We start from the raw sequence: 20,512 nt of genomic DNA, 5'->3' as shown, positions 1-20,512 counted from the left end.
TGTTTCGCCAGCGTGCTGTCACAACGGTGTTGCGATCGCTGTTGCATCCCGCAGCAGCAGTGTTCCAAAACTCAACACTGCCCATCTCCCGAACGCGTCGTGCGTCGACGCGTTCGTCCCGCTTATCTCAGCGAATTGACGATGTCGTTGCCCACGCCCTTGCGAAGGGCTCGTGTGCGAGCCAACCGCGCCTCGCGTGCCGAGATCGGCATGTCCTTTGCTTTGAAGGGAACAGCCGCGCATCGAGTGCGGTTCTTCCATCCAGTCGCAAACAAGGAGACATGCCATGCAATGGATCACCCCGTCGTACACCGACCTGCGTTTCGGCTTTGAAGTCACGATGTATATCGCCAGTCGCTGAGCGGACTGCGACGTGCGGCCCGCAATGCCCGAGCGGCGGCGCGGGCGGCGCTCGCAATGAACGACCATGAAGATCAACAGACAGATCTCTTCGCCGGGCTTGCACCACACGGCCTCTACACCGGCGCAATTCGAGGCGCGGCTGCGCGCGCTGGAGTCGCGCTATCACATCCATCATCCGTTCAACCAGCGCCTGAACAGCGGCGGATGCTCGCCCGAGCAGATCCGCGGCTGGGTCGCGAACCGTTTCTACTATCAGGTCAACATTCCGCTCAAGGACGCCGCGATCCTCGCCAATTGTCCGGATCGGGCCACGCGCCGGCGCTGGATTCAGCGGCTCGTCGATCACGACGGTCAGCGCGACGGCGAGGGCGGAATCGAGGCATGGGTGCGCCTCGGCGAGGCGGTGGGCCTCTATCCCGACGAGCTGTGGAGCCAGCAGCACGTGTTGCCGGGCGTGCGTTTCGCAGTCGATGCCTACGTGAACTTCGCGCGCCGCGCACCGTGGCAGGAGGCGGTGTGCTCGTCGCTGACCGAGATGTTCGCGCCGCAGATCCATCTCGACCGTCTGGCTGGCTGGCCGTCGCACTACCCGTGGATCGAGCAGGACGGGCTGCAGTATTTCCGCAGCCGCGTGCCGCTCGCGCAGCGCGACGTCGAGCACGGTCTCGAAGTCACGCTGAATCATTTCCGTACGCCCGAGGCGCAGCAGCGCGCGCTCGAGATCCTGCGGTTCAAACTCGATATTCTCTGGTCGATCCTCGATGCGGTCGAAAAGGCCTGGCCCCTATGAACACGCATGACGCGGACAGCGGCGTGCCGCTGCGCCCCCGCCTGCGGAGCATCTTCCGTCTGCAGTGGGAAGTGGCGCAGGATGGCTACGTGCTGCTCTATCCGGAAGGGATGGTGAAGCTCAATACGAGCGCCGGCGCGATCCTCGAGCGTTGCGACGGACAGCACGAGCTCGACGAAATCATCGGCGAACTCGAGCAGCTTTTCAGCAGTTCCGAGCTTGCGCCCGACGTCTACCGCTTTCTCGATCACGCGCGGCTGCGCGGCTGGCTGGACTGATATGGCACACGACCATCCCCGTCCATCCGCGCCGCTGTGGCTGCTCGCCGAATTGACGTACCGGTGTCCGCTGCACTGTGCGTTCTGCTACAACCCGGTCGATTTTGCGCGGCACGGCGCGGAGCTCGACACCGAAAGCTGGATCGAGATCATCAGCGCGGCGCGCGAGCTAGGCGCGGCGCAGATCGGCTTTTCGGGCGGCGAGCCGTTGCAGCGCGACGATCTCGAGGCGCTCGTCGAGCATGCGCGGGCAATCGGCTTCTATACGAACCTGATCACCTCGGGTATCGGCCTGAGCGCGGCGCGCATCGAGCGGCTCAAACGCGCGGGACTCGACCATATCCAGCTGTCATTGCAGGACTCGACGCGCGAACTCAACGACTTCGTGACGAGCACGCGCACGTTCGAGCTGAAGCGCGCGGTCGCCCGGCTCATCAAGTCGCACGACTATCCGATGGTGCTCAACTGCGTCCTGCATCGGTTTAACCTGCCGCATGTCGGGCAGATCATCGAGATGGCGCTCGATCTTGGTGCCGACTACCTCGAACTCGCCAACACGCAGTACTACGGCTGGGCGATGCTCAACCGCGAGCAGTTGATGCCGAGCGCGGAGCAGGTCGCCGAAGCGGAGGACACGGTGAAGCGCTATCGAAAGCTGATTGGCGAGCGCTGCCGGATCCTGTTCGTCGTCCCCGACTATTTCGAGCAGCGTCCGAAAGCATGCATGAACGGCTGGGGCTCGGTGTTTCTCGGCGTCGCGCCGGATGGAACCGCGCTGCCGTGTCATGCGGCGCGTTCGCTGCCGGGGCTCGCGCTGCCCAACGTGCGTGACATGTCGCTCAGGCAGATCTGGTATGAAAGCGACGCGTTCAACGCGTATCGTGGCGACGGCTGGATGCGCGAGCCATGTCGCGACTGCGATGAACGACATGCCGATCACGGCGGTTGCCGCTGCCAGGCCTTCATGTTGACCGGCGACCCGGCCGCGGCCGATCCCGTCTGCGCAAAGTCGGCGCATCACGGACAGGTCGTGCAAACGGTGCAATTGGCGCGCCATCCCAAAGCCGTGGATGAGCGGCCGCTGATCTTTCGCAGCAAGGAGAATTCGCTGAAGCTTTGAGGGGAGGGGATGTTATCGATGCGAGCGGCCTCACGAACATGGCGTTCGTGACCTGGCCTGTCGCGAAGTGAGCGCAAAAACAAAAAACCCCGTAAGACGTTGATCTTACGGGGTTTCTCGAACTACTTCGGCTTATGGTTCAACATGAAGCCGGAACAACTTATGGTGCCCAGGAGAGGACTCGAACCTCCACGGTGTTGCCACCGCTAGGACCTGAACCTAGTGCGTCTACCAATTCCGCCACCTGGGCACGTCTTCAAGCTAGACCGCTATTTTAGCGAGATGATTAAGTTTGTCAATCCCTGCTTCAAACAAACCTGCTTTTCTCATCCGCCCGGTTGAACGCGCAGCGAAGTGATGCAATCGCTACCCAACCACCGTCCTGCTAATCCGGCAATCGAAACACGAACAGCGATCTCGACTGCCAGGCCTTACACAAAAAATAGAGCCGCCCGAAGGCGGCTCTATTTTTGAATCTGGTGCCCAAGAGAGGACTCGAACCTCCACAGTGTTGCCACCGCTAGGACCTGAACCTAGTGCGTCTACCAATTTCGCCACCTGGGCAGGTGATGAACAGCAAAGACCGCCATTATAGCGACCGATTCCGACCTGTCAAGCAATTTGCCAAAGACAATTCATGCTCGCGGCGAGGCGAGCCGCAGCGCGCCTGAACCACCGCCTCAGGCCCGCCTGGCGGTCGACACGGGTGTTAGAATGCCTCGCAGTAGTTCGTTGGCACGATGCATATCCGGTGTCCCGACGCGAGTGTCGACCTGCGATCAGCCAGACGCGCGTTGGCCTGGCGTTCAACGAGCCGGACCCAGGCAGTTTCCGGTGCAAATCGCAGTAGAGCAGCAAGCAGCAAGCAGCAGGTGCAATGACCGAGGCAGCGCAGCCGCCCTGCAGATGCAGCCGAGCGCAACTGCGCGCATTACGCAAACGCCTTCCAGGCCGGACCACATCGCCGACCGACGTCCATGCAACGAGAAAAAATCATCGACAAGCCCTTGAGCAAATTTCCGTATCCGATTCCAAGCCGCGAAGAAATACTCGGCGTGCTGCGCACGAGTGAAACGCCGCTTGCCGCGAACGACATCGCCGAAGCCCTGTCGATCAAGCGCCAGGAGCGCGAAGGATTTTTCAAGCGTCTCGGCGCGATGGAGCGCGACGGCCAGATCCGGCTCGATCAGCGCAATCTCTATCAACTCACTCATCCGTCGAACTTCGTCGCGGGCCGCGTGCAGGGCCATCGCGACGGCTACGGTTTTCTGATCCGCGACGACGGCCAGGACGATCTGTTCCTGCCCAACGGCGAGATGCAGAAGGTCATGCACAACGACCGCGTGCTTGCGCGAATCGTCGGCTATGACCGGCGCGGGCGGCCGGAAGGGCACATCGTCGAGGTCACGGACCGCGCGAACAAGCGTGTGATCGGCCGTCTGCTCAACGAGAACGGCGCGCTGATCGTCGCGCCCGAAGACAAGCGCATCGGCCACGACATCCTGATCACGCAGAACACCCGCAAGGCGAAGGTCGGCCAGGTCGTGGTGGTCGAGCTGACCGATTTCCCGAGCCGTCATTCGCAGCCGCTCGGCCGCGTGGTCGAAGTGCTCGGCGATATCGACGACCCCGGCATGGAAATCGAAATCGCGGTGCGCAAGTACGGCGTGCCGCACGAATTCGGCGAGGCCGCGCTGGCCGAAGCAGCGAAACTGCCCGACGAAGTGCGCCCGGCCGACATCCGTCATCGCATCGATCTGCGCGACGTGCCGCTCGTCACGATCGACGGTGAGGACGCGCGCGACTTCGACGACGCCGTCTATTGCGAACCGGTCAAGGTCGGCCGTGGCGATGGCTTCCGCCTGATCGTCGCGATCGCGGACGTGTCGCATTACGTGCTTCCGCAAAGCGGGCTCGATTCCGACGCGATCGAGCGCAGCACCTCGGTGTATTTCCCGCGCCGCGTGATCCCGATGCTGCCGGAGAAGCTGTCGAACGGCCTGTGCTCGCTGAATCCGCAAGTCGACCGCTGCGTGCTCGTCTGCGACATGATCGTCACCGCGCGTGGCGACGTGAAGGGGTATCAGTTCTATCCGGGCGTCATGCATTCGGCCGCGCGGCTCACGTACACCGAAGTCGCCGCGGTGCTGAAAAACACCAAGGGCCCGGAAGCGACCCGCCGCGCCGCGTTGCTGCCGCAACTGCAGAATCTGTATGGCGTCTACAAGGCGCTGTTCGCGGCGCGCCAGAAGCGCGGCGCGATCGACTTCGATACGACGGAGACGTACATCGTCTGCAACGCGCAGGGCAAGATCGAGCAGATCGTGCCGCGCACCCGCAACGACGCGCACAAGCTGATCGAGGAATGCATGCTGGCCGCGAACGTGTGCGCGGCGGATTTCCTCAAGCGCAACAAGCATCCGGGCCTGTTCCGCGTGCATGCGGGCCCGAGCGCGGAAAAGCTCGAGAACCTGCGCACGTTCCTGCGCGGCATGGGCTTGACGCTCGGCGGCGGCGACACGCCGCACGCGAGCGACTACGCCGCACTGATGGCGCAGATCCGCGACCGGCCCGACGCCTCGATGCTGCAGACGATGCTGCTGCGCTCGATGCAGCAGGCGGTCTACAGCCCCGACAACATCGGCCACTTCGGTCTCGCCTACGAGGCCTACGCGCACTTCACGAGCCCGATTCGCCGCTATCCCGACCTGCTCACGCATCGCGCGATCTACGCGATTCTGCAGGGCCGCAAGTATCAGCCGCAGCCGCCGCACGGCGTCGAGCTCAATACCGCGCTGTCGCCGCGCGCCCGCGCGATGCAGCAGGCCGACGAGGAAAAGCGCGGGGCCCGCGCGCGTGCGAACAACGTCGCGATCTGGGAAGAGCTCGGGCTGCACTGCTCGGCCAACGAGCGCCGCGCGGACGAAGCATCGCGCGACGTCGAAGCGTGGCTCAAGTGCTATTTCATGCGCGACAAGCTCGGCGAAGAGTATGGCGGCATGATCAACGGCGTCACGTCGTTCGGCATTTTCGTGCAGCTCGATTCGCTGTTCATCGAAGGTCTCGTGCATGTGACCGAACTCGGCTCGGACTACTTCCAGTACGACGAGATCAAGAACGAGCTGCGCGGCGAGCGCACCGGCATTCGCTACCGGCTGTCGGATCGCGTGCGCGTGCAGGTGAGCCGCGTCGATCTCGACGCGCGCAAGATCGACTTCCGCCTCGTGCGCGATACGCCGATCAAGCCGCCTGCGGCACGCGGCATCGCGGCGGACAAGGGTGACGGCGCTGGCCCGCGCGTGCGCGCGTTGCCGGCGGCGGAAGGCGGCGCGTCGATGCCGGGTCCGCGGCGCAAGAGGGCCGCGCCCGCGCAGAGCGCGGCGGTCAAGGAAGCGCGCGCGGCGCGTGGCGTGGCGAAGAAGCACGGTGCCGCGACCAAGGCGGCGTCGAAGCAGGCACGCAAGAAGCGCTGAGGCTTTCACAGCGCCGGGACCGCGCGCAGCGGGCACGCGAACGCGTGCCGGTTGCGCGCGGTCTCGCGTTTTATCGCGGGCAGTGCGGGGTGGTTCGGCGGTGTCGGGGCGCGAGCGTGAGTCTCAGCATCACGCACCGACGCTTTCGAGGCCGCACGAATCGACGCACAGGTATCCGGTTTCATATTCATCACAGTGGCGCGCGTTGACTGCGCGTCCAATCAAAGGTTGTTCAGTCATGGCACGTCACAAGGTTTTATACGGTTTCCACGCAGTGACCGCGCGTATCCGGCACGATGCGTCGACGGTCGAGGATGTCTATTACGACGCGACGCGCAAGGACCGCCGGATGACCGAATTCCTGCAGGCCGCGAAGGACGCGGGCGTGCGTCTGATCGCCGCCGACGAAACGCGTCTGTGGGGCCTCGCGCGCACCGAACGCCATCAGGGCGTGGTCGCCCGCGCGGGCGATCTGCCGCTCGCGCAGAACCTCGCCGAACTGCTCGACGGCATCAGCGGCTCGCCGCTCATCCTCGTGCTCGACGGCGTGACCGATCCGCACAATCTCGGCGCCTGCCTGCGCGTCGCTGACGCGGCCGGTGCGCACGCGGTGATCGCGCCGCGCGATCGCGCGGTGGGACTGAACGCGACCGCCGCGAAGGTCGCGAGCGGCGCGGCCGACACCGTGCCGTACATCACGGTCACGAACCTGGCGCGCGCGCTGCGCGAGCTCAAGGACGCGGGCGTCTGGGTAGTTGGCACGGCTGGCGACGCGGGCAAGAGTGTCTACGAAACGGAACTCGACGGGCCGGTGGCGCTCGTGATGGGTGCCGAAGGCGAGGGCATGCGGCGTCTGACGCGTGAAACCTGCGACGTCGTCATGAACATTCCTATGGCGGGGACGGTGGAGAGTTTGAATGTGTCCGTGGCGAGCGGCGTGTGTCTGTTCGAAGCTGTGCGGCAGCGGGCGGTGAAGAAGTAGGTTTCTGAAATCGCACCTGCTGTTGGCGGATTGTTGGCGCCCGGAACGCGGTGGGGGTTCCGGGCGCTTTGCTTTTGGGGGGATGCCAGTTGCGGCGCGCTGACCACGACCCGCACGCCGTCTCCAGCGCCAAAGGAGTCCGGCAAACCGGCACGTTCGACGGCACAAAGCCGGCCCAAACGGAACCCTCCCCACGCCACTCCGGTAAACTATCGGTTTTTCACGCTTCTCCCGCCTCTCCCATGACTCAAGACGAACTCAAGCAACTGGTCGGCCAGGCCGCCGCCGATTACGTGAACGCCAACGTGCCGCAAGGCTCGGTGATCGGTGTCGGCACGGGTTCCACCGCGAACTGCTTCATCGACGCGCTGGCCGCCACCAAATCCCGCTATCGCGGCGCAGTGTCGAGTTCGCTCGCCACCACCGCCCGTCTGCAATCGCACGGCGTCAAGGTGTTCGACCTGAACGAGATCGATTCGCTGCCGGTGTACGTCGATGGCGCCGACGAAATCGATCGCAGCGGCGCGATGATCAAGGGCGGCGGCGGCGCGCTCACGCGCGAGAAGATCGTCGCGTCGGTGTCGGAAGTGTTCGTCTGCATCGCCGATGCGAGCAAGGTCGTCGAGACGCTCGGCAAGTTCCCGCTGCCGATCGAAGTCGTGCCGATGGCGCGCACCGCGATCGGCCGTCGCGTAACGGCGCTCGGCGGCGTGCCCGTCGTGCGCGTGACGAAAGAGGGCGTGCCGTTCATCACCGACAACGGCAACGAGATCATCGACGTGAAGGGCTTGAGCATCAGCGACCCACGCACGCTCGAAGCGCATATCAACGCATGGCCGGGCGTCGTCACGGTCGGCCTGTTCGCGGGCCGCGGCGCGAACCTGTGTCTGCTCGGCACGGACACCGGCGTGCAAACGATCACGTACGGCCAGAATTAAGCGGATTGCGTTTCTGTTCGCCCTGACGCGTGTGAGCCGTTCCAACGGTTCACACGCGTTTTTTATTGCCCCCGCGCCGGGCCGCACGATTCCCGCGACGCCGTCCGCCGCGGCGGCAATCGCGCGCGCCTGGCGGAAAATGCCTGGCGCCGTGCGCAGGCACGCGCGGCACAGTGCCTGGCGAGTTCCAGCAGCTCGAACCCGGCACTTCCCCACCGACCGCTTTGATCGCCAAACAGCACGCAGCGCACGACGGCCGCCGACGTTGCGGGATCGTCGCTCGTGCCGTGCTCCGATCGTCCAGGGGGGCTGAACTAGCTAGCAGGCGTGCGGCGATACGTCAGGCGTTCTGCACATACGAAAGCGCGAGATTGATGCTGATTTTGCAGACCCGAACGGACTCTGCGAATTACTCGCGCACTGTCGCACCTCGAATGTGGGCACGCGCACGCACAGCCAGGAACGCGGCACATACACTCTTCTCTGAGGCCAGGTGGCGTTTCGTGACAGACAGGACGAGATATGAGAGTGGCGATCGTGCACGATTGGCTGGTCGCTCCCGGCGGCGCGGAGAAAGTGCTGGAGCAGATCATCGAGTGCTTTCCCGACGCCGATGTTTTCAGCGTCGTCGATTTTCTCGAAGATCGCACGCCGCTTGCCGGTAAGCCGGTCACTACGTCGTTCATTCAACGCCTGCCGTTCGCGCGCACCCGGTTTCGCGCGTATCTGCCCTTGATGCCGCTCGCCGTCGAACGGTTCGATCTGTCGAGCTATGACCTGATCATAACCAGTTCTCGCGCGGTCGCGAAGGGCGTATTGGTCGGACCCAATCAGACGCACATCAGCTACGTGCATTCGCTGATGCGTTACGCGTGGGATTTGCAGCACCAGTATCTGCGCGAAGCGAATCTGCTGCGCGGGCCGAAGTCGTGGGCCGCGCGCGTGTTGCTGCATTATCTGCGCGGCTGGGACGCGCAGTCCACGAATGGTGTCGACCGTCTGATCGCGAATTCGCAGTCGGTCGCGCGCCGCATGATGAAAACCTATCGGCGCGATGCCGCGGTGATTCCGCCGCCCGTCGACGTCAACGCATTCGAACTGCGCGCCGAGAAAGACGACTTCTATCTGAGCGTGTCGCGCATGGTGCCGCACAAACGTATCGATCTGATCGTCGAGGCGTTCAACGCCACGCCGCAGCGCAGGCTGATCGTGATCGGCGACGGGCCGAAAATGGCATCGATTCGCGCGAAAGCCGGACCTAACGTGACGATTCTCGGCCATCAGCCATTCGGCGTACTGAAGGATTATCTGGCGCGCGCGCGAGCCTTCGTGTCCGCCGCCGAGGAAGATTTCGGCATCGTGCCGCTCGAAGCGCAGGCCTGCGGCACGCCGGTGATTGCGTTCGCCAGGGGCGGGGCGCTCGAAACGGTGGTGCCGGTCGGCGACCCGCATCCGACCGGCGTTTTCTTCGCGCGCCAGACGGCGGCGTCGATGCTCGACGCGATCGACCGCTTCGAGCGGCTGAGCGCTTACATCACGCCGGCGGCGTGTCGCGAGAATGCGGAGCGGTTTTCGGCTCTGGTGTTTCGGCGCGCGTTCATGGCCGAGGTCACGCGCACGATTGCGGCGGTCGCTCAGGGTCTGCCGGCGACGGAGCTGGGCGAGCAGGTGACGTGGGCGGAGCCCGATCTCGCGACCCGGGAACTCGGCATTGGCCAGCGACACGGCGCTGAAAAGTAGGTGGAGGCACCGAGGTGAGGGTCTTTCTCTGTTCTCGCCTCGGAGAGTTTGCAATAGGAGAGCAAGAGGTTTTCGTCGTCATGCAGTGATTTCGCAACAGGCAGTAACGAGCCGTTCTGACCCATGCGTCCGGGCGGCTATTGGTGTGGGCGCGTCCGCTTCGCGCCTTGTATGGGCAGCGCGTATCGCGTATTGCGCGATAGGTGCGGCGCGTGCAAGGCCATCCGCGGCGGGCCATTGTCAAGCAAGCAGGGCTGGACTTCAAAAAACGACATCGGGGTGCGCGCCACGCGCTACAGGCGAGATATTCGCTGGCGCGGCATGCCTCGCGTGGCCATAACGACCTGAAGCAGACGTTCGCTATCGTGACCGCTGAATTGCCGCACTGCGAAGTTCGAGGTGCTGGCAGATCGGCGTGCCGCGGCGATTCACTACAACAGGCAGTCGTCATTCGCGCGTCATCGACTACCGCGCGGACGGCTTTTGGACGAGGACGAATTTAAACTCATGAATGCCGATCGCCTTCCGGGACCCTTTCCCGACATTACCGCAGCCTGGGCTGCACTGAAGAGCCAGTTGCCGGTTACGCCGATTCGCACCGAAGAGGATTATCACCAGATGGTGCGAGTCGCAAACTCGCTGTCCGATCATCTAAGTGGTAACGACAACGATCCGCTCGCGGATCTGCACGCGATCGTGATGGAACTGGTCGGTCACTGGCAAGCGCGCAACCTGACGATTCCCAAAGCGGAGCCCCGCGAGGTGCTGCGCCATCTGCTGACCACGCATGGGCTCAAGCAGAAGGATCTGGCCGGAATCGCGTCGCCGACCGTGGTCAGCGATATTCTCGCGGGGCGCCGCGCGATCAGCAAGAAGGTTGCCAAGGCGCTCGCGGTGCGGTTTCAGACCGACGTCAGCGCGTTCCTGTAGAGGCGGTGTCGCGCGGCGGACCCGTTCACGACGTGGTCCGTCGCGGCGGCTCGTGTTGAGTCAACGACGGTGGCCGTCGAGCGGGCCGCCGGGGTTGGCGTTTCCATTTGCAGCGAGGCGTGCGAGTTTTGTATTCGTTCCCGCGATTCTTCAGCGCGCCTCTTCCTGCCACGCCCCGTGCATCGCGCCCAAACCGGCGCGCCATTTTCGTGGCGCAAGTGAAGGTCCGCCGCGTTCGAACGTCAGCGACAACGCACACAAGAACCCCGGATTCGCGCGATTGCCGATCAGCGTCGAGTACACGGACGACCACCCATCGCGCGGGCGGCGTCAGGTGTTCGCAGATGATGAACCAGAGATCGAGCGACGCATTGTAGACGGCTGCGTGGTCGCGCAGCGAGGAAGAGAGCTCAACCTCGGAGCTCGACCTCGGAGCTCGACCTCGCCGGCATACTCAGAACGCGTTGCGGCCGACAAACCCCTTGAAGATCGTGATGAAGACGATCTTCATGTCGAACCAGAACGACCAGTTCTGGATATAGAAGAGATCGAACTTCACGCGCGCTTCCATCTTCTCGACCTTGGTGGTCGCGCCGCGATAGCCGTTGACCTGGGCCCAGCCGGTGATACCGGGCTTGATGCGGTAACGGTACATGTAGCCGTATACCTGGTCCTTGTACAGATCGTCGTGTTCGACCGCATGCGGTCGCGGACCCACTACCGACATCTGACCGAGCAGCACGTTCAGAAACTGCGGCAGCTCGTCGAGACTGGTGCGGCGCATGAAGCTGCCGAGCTTCGTCACGCGCGAGTCGTTGCGGGTCGCCTGCGTGATCTGGCCGTGCTCTTCCTTGTGCACGGTCATCGAGCGGAACTTGTAGATGCCGAATGGATGGCCGTCGACGCCTTTGCGGATCTGCCGGAAAAACACCGGCCCCGGCGACGTCAGCTTGATGCCGATCGCGAGCACGACGAACACCGGCGCGAGCGCAATCAGCGCGAGCGCGGCGAACAGACGGTCGAACATCAGCTTGGGCCACATCTGCAACGGCGAGAGCGGCGTCGCGCTTAGATTCAGCGTCGGCAAGCCGACGACATCGGCGATCTCGTGATTGAACAGCGACAGACCGCGCACATCGGGAATGAAGCGCAGATTGACGAAGTCGTTTCTGAAGGCGCGCGTGAAGCGGTAGATCGTGTGTTCCTCGGAAAGCGGCAACGCGAGCCACACTTCGTTCACGTGTTCATCGCGCACCTTGGTGGCGAACGCTTCCAGATCGGTCAGCACGGGCAGGCGGGTCAGACGCGCGCCATACGCGTCGTCGCCATCCACGCTGGTGTCGAACAGGCACACCGGTTTGAAGCCCGCTTGCGGCGCATGCTTGAGATGCGCGAGCAGCGTGCGCGCGAAGCCCGGTGCGCCGACGATCGCGACGGTGCGCGCGTTCATGCCGCGCAGGCGTACGAAGCGCAGCACCACGTGCATCGCGCAACGAGACGCGATGATCAGCGCGCCGGAGATCAGCGTCGAGTATCCGAACCACAGGCGCGACACCGCATCCATCCGATGCAGCGTGAACGCGAGCACGAGCGCGGTTGCAACCACCACGAGCCAGGCCGCGGCGATTCTCGCGAGCACCGGCGCGAGCGCCTTGCCGCGCCACGTCTCATAGACCCCAAAGCCCGGAAACAGCAGCAGAACCAGCACACAGTTGAACGCAATCAGAAGACGCTCGGTATCGGCCAACGCGATTGGCGCGGGGAAGCGCATCCAGTGGGCGAGCAGACCGCCCGCAATCACGAAGAGCGCGTCGAGACATCGAACAGTTGTCCTGAACATAGGCGAATCGACCCCGGTCATCGAGCGGCGTGCCGCTTATTCAACGGTCTCGGCCTGGCGAAGACGGGGCAGCAGACGATCGAATTCGCGCTTCACGAGGCCGTAGCATTCGCACGCGCGGGCTTCGAGGCCCTTGCGGTCGAGCACCTTGATATGGCCGCGGCTATGATGAATCAGGCCTTCGTCGTGCAGCTTGCCGGCCGCTTCGGTGATGCCTTCGCGGCGCACGCCGAGCATGTCGGCGATCAGTTGCTGCGTGACGGTCAGATCGTTCGATGCCACGCGGTCCACTTCGATCAGCAGCCAGCGGCACAGTTGCTTGTTCAGAGCGTGATGGCGATTGCATGCGGCGGTCTGCGCGACCTGGGTCAGAAGCGCGTGCATATACAGCAGCATCAAACGGCGCAGAAAGTCGGACCGCGCGAACTGCTGCTTGAGCGCCTGTGCGCTCATCCGGTAGGCAAAGCCCGCGCATTGAACCTGCACGCGGTTGGGCATGGTTTCGCCGCCCGTGAGGACCGGCACGCCGGTCATGCCCTCGCGGCCTACCGCGGCGATCTCGACGGAGCTGCCGTCTTCCATCGTCGAGAGCATCGAGATGATCGCGGTGGTGGGGAAGTACACGTGGTGGATCCGTTGACCCGAGTCGCACAGCAGTTGCTCGGTGCGCAGATGAACCAGTTCGAGGTGAGGAGCTAGCGCCTGCCATTCGTGCGACGGCAATGCGCCCAGCAGATGGTTACCGTGCAGATCGGATTGAAGTGTCAACATGATCGGTCCTCGCTTGAAAGTCGCGCCTCGCGTGACTTTCTCCGTTTCTTTAATCCGATGCCCGCATCCTCGGGACTAGCTGCCCCGGCGACCAGCTAGGATGAAGAGCATCGGCCCCGTTTTAGGCCTGTCTGCCACCGCGTCTGTTGTTGCGCTCGTGTGCGGCGGCACACTGTTGCATCGAGGTATTAGCGAGGACCGTGCCAATGTTCGGGAAAACGCGTGCTGATGCGGCGCAGCGAAGAGTCCCCGAGCCCGTGTGGAGGGGAAAAGCGGCTTTTTGTTTCAATTCTGCACACCCCCTCCGGTTGGGGAATGCATCGTATGAAAGCTTTGAGTTTCGGCGAATCCCTTGATATCAAAGGCCTCACGGCTAAAAACGAGGGGGCTGTCGAAGCTGTCTCACATTTGAACCTGGCGCCGCATGCACGTTTTGAAGCGCTCCTCGTGAAGTGCCGGAAATGATTCAGAAGTGTTAAACGCAGTGCGTGCGCTGTCACACGCAAGGCCTTTCATAGCGTGCAATAGTCGCGTGCGAGCCAACAGTGAGTGAGCGAAGCAGACAGTTCGAGACGTGCGAAGCGAGCTTTGGCGCGTTTCGGGGGCATGCTTCTAGTCCGGAATAACCACTAGCCGTAGAAGATGGCGGATAGCGCATTGATCGCGCGGACTTCCCCCCGGGGTGCCGCGCATGTTTCATTCACTTTAAAGGCCGCGTTTGATGAAGGTGCAACGACTTCTTGCGGCGACGCCGCGAACGCGCCCGACAGCGGCGGTTCGAGCGTATGCAGCGGCACGATACAGCGCCGGTTCGGCGCGAGATGGAACCATTCGCGCGCCGCGCGGAAACGCGGATCAATGATATGAACGAAGCGCGCAAAGCGCTTCGCTTCGATCGCGAGCTGCCAGCCGTCGCCGGTACGTTCGAGCTCGACGGTCATATCCAGGTCATCACGCGCGTGCACGCTACGCTCGGGCAGATGAAACGCCTCGGACACAACCTCGCCGCTCGCGGCATCGTATAACGTTGCAATCGTGACATCGTGCGCGCGCGGACCGAAGCGGTACGCGTGCGTGAAATCGAAAAACTGGCCGAGATACGCGGCCGCGCTGATGCGCTGCTGGCTGCGCGGGGCAAGCGTCAGCGCGTGGCGCGCGGATGTGACCTTCACGCTGCCGTCGCGCAGACAGACCAGTTCGAGTTCGCCGCTAAACGTTTGCGCGCGCTCGTTGATCAGATGAATGTCGAGACCGTTCAGGCCTTCGTCGGTGAGCGTGACCTGCAACGGCTGCAGTGTCTGCGCGAAGCCGTGCAGCGCGCTTTTCGGCCGTCCTGTCGCGTCGATCACGCCCCAGCCCGCGCCCGCGCGCAGATCCTGCAGCTGCCACACGAGCCCGCCGCCGCACGATGAGCCCGCGCGCCGCCACTCGGCGAACACGTCGCCGATCAGCTCGGCGACCACCGCGCGCGACAGATCCAGATAACGCGCCGTGTCCTCATAGCGCAGGCGTGCCGGCTCGACGCCATAAAGCACCTGCAGATAGTGATCGCGCACGTCGTCGAAATCCCAGCCTGCGCCGCCATCGCGCGGCACGGCGGCTTTCCAGCGCGGATCGTGCGCGTGGATCGTGCCGAGCGCGTCGTGCAGCGTCGCGTCGTCGGGAACGTTGGCGAATGCCAGGCATTCAGCGGCGAAGCGCACTTGCGCGCGGCGCACGTCGGCGAGCGGACGCTGATACGCGCCGACGCCGTAGTAGTGCGTGACGCCCTCGTCGGTCGAAAAGGGCCACGCGCCGCCCGATGGCGAATTGCTGACATAAGGCACGTCCGCGCGTTCGCGCGCGACGAGCGCGGGCAGCAGTTCGGTGAACAACGGTTGGGCGCGCCGCGCCGCGGGCAAACCGAACATCGCCGCCTGCTGGTCGACCTCGCTGCCGCCGCACAGCACCGCAAGCGAGGCGAAGCGACGCGTGCGAGTCAGCAGCTGGCTCGCTTCGCGCTCGATCAATGCGCTGAACGCGGCATCGTTCGGGTAATCGAAGTTCGCCAGCGCGAAGTCTTGCCAGATCAGCAGCCCGTATTCGTCGGCGAGTTCATAAAACAGATCGGACTCGTGGAGCATCGTGCCTCCGACGCGCAGCATGTTCATGCCCGCATTGCGGGCGAGCTCGAACGTATGGCGCAATTGCGTTTCGGTGCCTGCGAGCGTGACGAGATCGGCGCTGGTCCAGCACGCGCCGCGACAGAACACGGGCACGTCATTCACGCGCAAGGCGAAGCCCCGGCCATCGGCGCCGCGGTCCACTTCGATACGACGAAAGCCGATCGACCCCAAGGGCTCGGACATCTCACCGTTGCCGCCGGCGAGCTGCAACATCAGACGATATAAAGTGGGCTCTCCATGCGTATGCGGCCACCAGCGTTTCGCGTTGGGCACGCGTACGTCGCCGGCGAGTGTATATGCATCGTGCCATTGCAAGGACGAAACATGGTCGCCGCAAAAAAGTGTCGCGTGACAGGCGGCGACGTCGTGGGGGTGTACGAAACGTAACGTCAACGAAACAACCCCATCCTCGTGCTCGAGCCGACTAGTCAGATCAATCGTGTCGAAGGCGTGCGGCGCGTCGCGGAGCATCTCGATCGGGCGCCACGGACCGACCGCCTGAATCGACGGACACCAGCCCGGCATATGGCCGAGCAGCGTGGTGCGAACGTTGCGAAGAGTCGGCGGCGACACGAGCCGCGGCCGCCAGCGCGCCCGCGAGCGTTTGGCCGCCAGCGCTGGCGCCAGTGAGCGAAAGCACAGCACGAGCGTCGCGTGGCCGTTCAGTTCGATGTCCAGATCATGGGCGATGAACATCGATTCGGAATCGAGCCGCTTCACCTCGTCGAGCCACACTTCGGCGAGCGTCGCGAGTCCGTGAAAACGCAAGCGGCGCCGCCCCGTGCCGAGCAGCGTGACGCGATACCAGTGATCGTCGAACGCGAGCGGAGGCGGGTGATCGACATCGAGCAGACCCGCCGCGCGCCGCGCGCTCGCGACGGTGCCGGGCACGGGCGCGGCGAGCCAACCTTGCGCGGGCAGATCGGCGGGCGACTCATAGGCGCGCGGCGCGGTGCTCAGACATGCCCAGCCGCTGTCGAGCCGTTGCGGCCGTAGCGAAGGCGCGGCGAGGGCGGCGCTCGTGTCTTGCGTTTGCGTGAGCGCGCCGGCCGCGCGAGGACGGCCGGGGCCGCCCTCGTCAGCCGCCGGATCGAGTATCGATACATCCACGGTCAATTCCCGGAAGAGCTGCGCGGCACGAAGCGCGCGCACCAAGGCATCAAGGCAAAGGCATCAACACACCAACCCGTCAACGCACCAGAGCGGCTAGCGGCGGCAGCGTATTTTCATAAGCGCTTTCGAGCACATCGAAGCAGTCTTCGCAGCTGTCGCGCCGGCCGCGCGCGATCGCACGAATGAGCCGGAACTGCATCACCATCGACTCCGACGCGATGCGTTGCGCGGCGGCCGGTATCGTCGGCGGGATCTCGAAGCCTTGCGCGACCAGCCACTGCAGATACTTCGACAGAAACTCGAAGTTCGCGCCGAGTTGCCGCATCAGATTGAACGAGTACAGATGGAAGTACGCCTCGTCGCGCTCGAACAGCGTATCGAGGTGCACGGGAAACGCGGCACGCCATTGCGATATCGGGTTGGTCAACGGGCGCCGTTCCAGATGCGCACACAGCAGTTCCGCCGACGCCTCGGCAAGCGCGGTACCCTCGAGCGCGGGTCGCGCCTGCTTGGCAAACTCGACGTATGGAAACAGCAGATCGGGTTGCCCGGCAAATTGCGGCAGCTTGCGAAACACGCCGTCGTAGTCGTCGCCTTCGAGACGGTGGTAGCCGGTGTTGTGAAAATAGCCGAGGCGGCGCGCGGCGGTGTCGACGAAGTCGATGCCGATCGTGGTCTTCGGATGCTCGCTGTGATACGAGGTCGCGCGCGTATCGGGCAGGTAGTAGCCGTCGACTTCGACGAGCACGGTGTGGCCGCGCAGTGTCTGCGCGAGCACGCGTTGTTCGAGCGAGTCGTAGATCGCGAGCTCCTGCACCTGAGTGCCATACAGACGTTCGAGATCGTCGAGCGGAAACTTGAAGAACGTGAACTGGTCGCCTTCGAAATCCTGCGTCACCGTAAATGCGAGCGCCGCGCGCGGATCGAGCCCGAAGCCGTGCAGCAGTTCGATCCACAGATCGACATAGCAGTTGGTCTCCTGCCACACGCGCTCGCCCTGATGCAGCGCGTGCGCTGCGTGCTCGCGCAACTGCGTGCCGGCGCGGGGCACCGCGCGGGTCTGCTGATGCGTCGGCGGACCGCCGGCGCGTCGCGGCATCGACGCGTTCGCGAGCGCGCCGGCAAGTATCGAGGTCGGGGATGGATTCATGCGCGCTCCCCGGCCACGGTCGCCGTTTGAGTCGTTTGCGTACCTTGCCCCGCCTTCAGCGCGTCGGCAACACGGGTTTCGGTATCGCCCCACAACAGCGCGCGCACGTCGTCGGGCCATGCGTTGACGTCGAGCCCATGATGACGGAACAGCGCGAGCGTGATGCGTTCCATGCCGAAGCCGACACAGCCCGTATGCGCGGTCGTGCCGTCTTCGCAGGCGATCTTCCAGATCGCGCCGAAGTGGTCCATGTGATAGTTGAACGACAGGCAGGCCGTCTTGCCGCGCGGATCGGCGACCGCGATCAGCAACTCGAACTTGAGCGCCTGCGCGCGCTGACTATCGGCGACGATCTTGCCGCCGCGGCCGAAGAACGGATCGTTCGCGAGATCGACTTCGACCGGCAAGCGCAGCAACCGTACGAGCAGCGAGCCGCGCTCGATCCACATCTGCCGGAATGCCATCACCTGTTCGGGGTTGCCGAGGCGTACATATTCCCGTTGGCGGAACATCTGCATGCGGCCCGGATCGAGCGACGGCTCGTGGCGGAAACAGTACGACAGCACATCGACCGTGCGGCCGTCGGCGGGCAGCGCGCCGCGCCGCGCCATCACCGGATAGATCGGATAGCACGCGGCCGGCGTCAGCACGACGCGCGTCGGCTTCTGCTGCGCGAGCCATGCGTCGCTGCGATCGTCGTCGCTCTCGGCCATCGCATCGTCGAGCGCGCGCAGCAGACGGTGGTGACCCATGTCGTTGCCGCAGAACGAATGGATGGTGCCCGCGAGATTCGGGAAGCTCTTCAGGTATTCGCTATCCTCGAAGTCGGTGCGACGCATTGCGGGCGGAAAGCGCAATACTTCGGGTTGCTGATCTTTGCCGAGATGTGTAATCGCCACGTTCAGCCGGTCGATCACGTCCTCGAAGATGTGGCTGCGGCCATACAGCCCGTTTTCGCCGGTATCGATCAGCAGGCCGGCGGACAGCAACTCGTCGCGCAGCGTGAGCGACGGCTCCACGTCAGCGGCCGCAGCCGCGGCGACGGCGGCGGTGTCGGTCATCAGCTTCATTCAGGGTCTCCCCGGCGCGGCAGGACGCTGCGCGAGCAGCAGACTCGCGGTGTTCTGCGCGATCCGGTCGTTGTTGATCATCAAGGGCGCCGAGTGCAGGTCGCGCAGATGGCGGCCGACGCTATAGGGCGTACCGTTCTTGTAGCCCGCCATGCCGCAGATCATCAGCACTTCCTGCACGACCTGCAGCGCGGTGGTCGAAATGCTGGTCTTCAGCGTGTTCATGTCCGACGCGAAGCCGAGCAGCGCCGCGAGCGGGGCGTCCGCTTGCGGCGCCCCATCGCGTGCCTGATGTGCCACGCGCGCAGCCTCGAGCGCGACCGACAGACGCGCCTGCATCATCTGCAGCAGCCCGACCGCTTCAGCAAGCCGCAGGCCCGCCGGCGGCATGGTGCCGGGCTTGGCGCGCGCCTGCGCGCGAAAGAACGCTTTCGCGCGATTGACCGCGTCGATCGCGATGCCGGTCCACACCGACGCCCACAGCGTGTGCGACACGGGCAGCATGGTCTGATCGGCGATGTCGGCGAACGGTGTCGCGAGGATCTGTTCGGCGAGTCCCGTCGCCACGAGCCGGAAGCCCTCGCTGCAGGTGCCGCGCATGCCCATCGAGTCCCATCCGCCGCGTTGCTCGAGCTGCGTCTCGGCGCGTAGCGCGACGATCAGCACCTGATCGGACGCGGCTGCCTCGGCGGTGCGCCGCGCGGTCACGAGGATGCCGTCGGCGTGCGCGCCGTACGAGATCGTCGGCGCGAGTTTTTCGATCCGAAAGCGCGCGCCATCGAGCTCGACCGAGCACGCGCTCGTGCGCATGTTGCCGCCGATCGTCTCTTCCGACGTCGCCGACGCGAGCAGCCATTGCCGCTCGACCAGTTGCGTGAGCAGATGCGCATGCCACGCGGAGTCGCCGCGATGCGCGTCGATGCACGCGACCTGGATCTGATGCATTGCATAGATCATCGCGGTCGATGCGCAGCCCTGTGCGAGGGTCTCGCAGATCGCGCCGACATCGGCAAGCGACAGACCTGCACCGCCGCATGCGGCGGGCACCATCGCCGAGAGCAGTCGTTCACGCCTGAGCGCGTCGAATGCTTCGACTGGAAAGCGTGCTTCGCGATCGACCGCGTCCGCGTGTTGTGCTGCGACAGCGGCGCATCGATGTGCCGCAACCCGCCACGCGGGTTCGGTCGTGAGCGCGGAAAGCGCGACGGCGGCAGCGTTGTCATCGCTCTGTTTGCCGGCATAGGGCGCGTCGGCGTGAGCCGCGGTGGCGGCTGGATCTCTCAGCGGATCGCTCATGCTGCCGCCTTGGCCTGCAGCAGTTCGGCGATCGCGGCGGCCATCGAGTCGATGCTCGAGAACAGGCGCCGCGTGAGCATGCGGTCGGGAATCTCCACATTGAATTCGTCTTCTATCGCGAGCATCAGATGCACGGTCGCGAGTGACGAGAGGCCGGCGGCGTACAGATCTGCGTCGTCGGCAAGACCTTCTGCCGGGATGTCGAGGCGGGCGGATTCGGAAAGGATGCGTCTTAATGCGGTCTTCATCTGATTGTCCCCTTCGGGTCCAAAGCGTCGGTTGGATAGCAAAGCGGTGATCGGAACTCACGTCCCATCTAATCGGTTTATAGGTGGCTGGTCCGGATGGTGTGCGCACCGCGTGGCGCGAACACCTTTGCTGCGGGGCATTCTTGAGCGGCGGTCCCTCCGCGCCATCCACGCTGATGGCGGTACATGCTGGGCCGCGTTCCGGTAGCGCGTATTTAAGAGTTCTCAGGAAAAGGCGTCAGTGC

The 20,512-nt window shown here is 64.3% G+C and carries 16 protein-coding genes and 2 tRNA genes; 9 read left to right on the top strand and 9 right to left on the bottom strand.

Going from position 1 to position 20,512, the window contains the following annotated elements; translation table 11 throughout:
• Window positions 1-286 precede the first annotated feature (286 nt).
• The 4 genes from pqqA to pqqE all read left to right on the top strand — a co-directional run bounded on the left by pqqA (window position 287) and on the right by pqqE (window position 2,551).
• A complete protein-coding gene (gene pqqA / locus L0U84_RS12180) occupies window positions 287-361 on the top strand; it encodes a pyrroloquinoline quinone precursor peptide PqqA (protein WP_233852008.1) in 75 nt (24 codons plus the stop codon).
• A gap of 66 nt (window positions 362-427) precedes the next feature.
• On the top strand, window positions 428-1,153 hold the full coding sequence (gene pqqC, locus L0U84_RS12175; protein WP_233850146.1) for a pyrroloquinoline-quinone synthase PqqC: 726 nt from the start codon (window positions 428-430) through the stop codon (window positions 1,151-1,153).
• The gene (gene pqqD, locus L0U84_RS12170; RefSeq protein WP_233850144.1) at window positions 1,150-1,431 is read left to right on the top strand and encodes a pyrroloquinoline quinone biosynthesis peptide chaperone PqqD; all 282 of its coding nucleotides are present in this window, start codon (window positions 1,150-1,152) and stop codon (window positions 1,429-1,431) included. The genes pqqC and pqqD overlap by 4 nt, the downstream gene beginning before the upstream one ends.
• 1 nt (window position 1,432) lies before the next feature.
• The gene (gene pqqE, locus L0U84_RS12165) at window positions 1,433-2,551 is read left to right on the top strand and encodes a pyrroloquinoline quinone biosynthesis protein PqqE (RefSeq protein WP_233850142.1); all 1,119 of its coding nucleotides are present in this window, start codon (window positions 1,433-1,435) and stop codon (window positions 2,549-2,551) included.
• 163 nt (window positions 2,552-2,714) lie between these two features.
• On the opposite strand, the gene L0U84_RS12160 is transcribed toward pqqE, so the two are convergent.
• A tRNA-Leu gene (locus tag L0U84_RS12160) sits at window positions 2,715-2,801 on the bottom strand.
• A gap of 227 nt (window positions 2,802-3,028) precedes the next feature.
• Window positions 3,029-3,115: transfer RNA gene (locus tag L0U84_RS12155), tRNA-Leu, on the bottom strand.
• Between the two features lie 413 nt (window positions 3,116-3,528).
• Between L0U84_RS12155 and rnr the strand changes: the two genes are divergently transcribed.
• The 5 genes from rnr to L0U84_RS12130 all read left to right on the top strand — a co-directional run bounded on the left by rnr (window position 3,529) and on the right by L0U84_RS12130 (window position 10,614).
• Window positions 3,529-6,024 carry a ribonuclease R gene (gene rnr, locus L0U84_RS12150; RefSeq protein WP_233850140.1) on the top strand — a complete coding sequence of 832 codons (2,496 nt, stop codon included), beginning with the start codon at window positions 3,529-3,531 and terminating at the stop codon, window positions 6,022-6,024.
• Between the two features lie 238 nt (window positions 6,025-6,262).
• Window positions 6,263-7,006 carry a 23S rRNA (guanosine(2251)-2'-O)-methyltransferase RlmB gene (gene rlmB, locus L0U84_RS12145; RefSeq protein ID WP_233850138.1) on the top strand — a complete coding sequence of 248 codons (744 nt, stop codon included), beginning with the start codon at window positions 6,263-6,265 and terminating at the stop codon, window positions 7,004-7,006.
• Between the two features lie 242 nt (window positions 7,007-7,248).
• The gene (gene rpiA, locus L0U84_RS12140) at window positions 7,249-7,944 is read left to right on the top strand and encodes a ribose-5-phosphate isomerase RpiA (RefSeq protein ID WP_233850136.1); all 696 of its coding nucleotides are present in this window, start codon (window positions 7,249-7,251) and stop codon (window positions 7,942-7,944) included.
• A gap of 522 nt (window positions 7,945-8,466) precedes the next feature.
• The gene (locus tag L0U84_RS12135; protein WP_233850134.1) at window positions 8,467-9,684 is read left to right on the top strand and encodes a glycosyltransferase family 4 protein; all 1,218 of its coding nucleotides are present in this window, start codon (window positions 8,467-8,469) and stop codon (window positions 9,682-9,684) included.
• 507 nt (window positions 9,685-10,191) lie between these two features.
• Window positions 10,192-10,614 (top strand): helix-turn-helix domain-containing protein, encoded by a 423-nt coding sequence (locus tag L0U84_RS12130; protein ID WP_233850132.1) that lies wholly within the window; start codon window positions 10,192-10,194, stop codon window positions 10,612-10,614.
• 454 nt (window positions 10,615-11,068) lie between these two features.
• On the opposite strand, the gene L0U84_RS12125 is transcribed toward L0U84_RS12130, so the two are convergent.
• From L0U84_RS12125 to L0U84_RS12095, 7 genes are all read right to left on the bottom strand, one after another.
• Complete coding sequence (locus tag L0U84_RS12125; protein ID WP_233850130.1) at window positions 11,069-12,454, bottom strand: undecaprenyl-phosphate glucose phosphotransferase; 1,386 nt, start codon at window positions 12,452-12,454, stop codon at window positions 11,069-11,071.
• Between the two features lie 36 nt (window positions 12,455-12,490).
• Window positions 12,491-13,225 carry a Crp/Fnr family transcriptional regulator gene (locus L0U84_RS12120; RefSeq protein WP_006048767.1) on the bottom strand — a complete coding sequence of 245 codons (735 nt, stop codon included), beginning with the start codon at window positions 13,223-13,225 and terminating at the stop codon, window positions 12,491-12,493.
• 629 nt (window positions 13,226-13,854) lie between these two features.
• The gene (locus tag L0U84_RS12115; protein WP_442793996.1) at window positions 13,855-16,500 is read right to left on the bottom strand and encodes a glycosyl hydrolase 2 galactose-binding domain-containing protein; all 2,646 of its coding nucleotides are present in this window, start codon (window positions 16,498-16,500) and stop codon (window positions 13,855-13,857) included.
• A 79-nt stretch (window positions 16,501-16,579) separates the two neighbouring features.
• Window positions 16,580-17,653 carry a DUF1839 family protein gene (locus L0U84_RS12110; protein WP_233850126.1) on the bottom strand — a complete coding sequence of 358 codons (1,074 nt, stop codon included), beginning with the start codon at window positions 17,651-17,653 and terminating at the stop codon, window positions 16,580-16,582.
• Window positions 17,650-18,723 (bottom strand): amino acid--[acyl-carrier-protein] ligase, encoded by a 1,074-nt coding sequence (locus tag L0U84_RS12105; protein ID WP_233850125.1) that lies wholly within the window; start codon window positions 18,721-18,723, stop codon window positions 17,650-17,652. Before L0U84_RS12105 ends, L0U84_RS12110 begins: the two co-directional genes overlap by 4 nt.
• Entirely contained in the window at window positions 18,724-20,019 is a 1,296-nt protein-coding gene (locus L0U84_RS12100) for an acyl-CoA dehydrogenase family protein (RefSeq protein WP_233850124.1), read from the bottom strand.
• On the bottom strand, window positions 20,016-20,267 hold the full coding sequence (locus L0U84_RS12095; protein WP_129957487.1) for an acyl carrier protein: 252 nt from the start codon (window positions 20,265-20,267) through the stop codon (window positions 20,016-20,018). The genes L0U84_RS12100 and L0U84_RS12095 overlap by 4 nt, the downstream gene beginning before the upstream one ends.
• Window positions 20,268-20,512 lie beyond the last annotated feature (245 nt).

This window comes from Paraburkholderia sp. HD33-4 (genome assembly GCF_021390635.1).
Lineage (GTDB): Bacteria > Pseudomonadota > Gammaproteobacteria > Burkholderiales > Burkholderiaceae > Paraburkholderia.
Note: the sequence above shows the minus strand (reverse complement) of the source record. Positions and strands in the feature narration are given on the sequence as shown.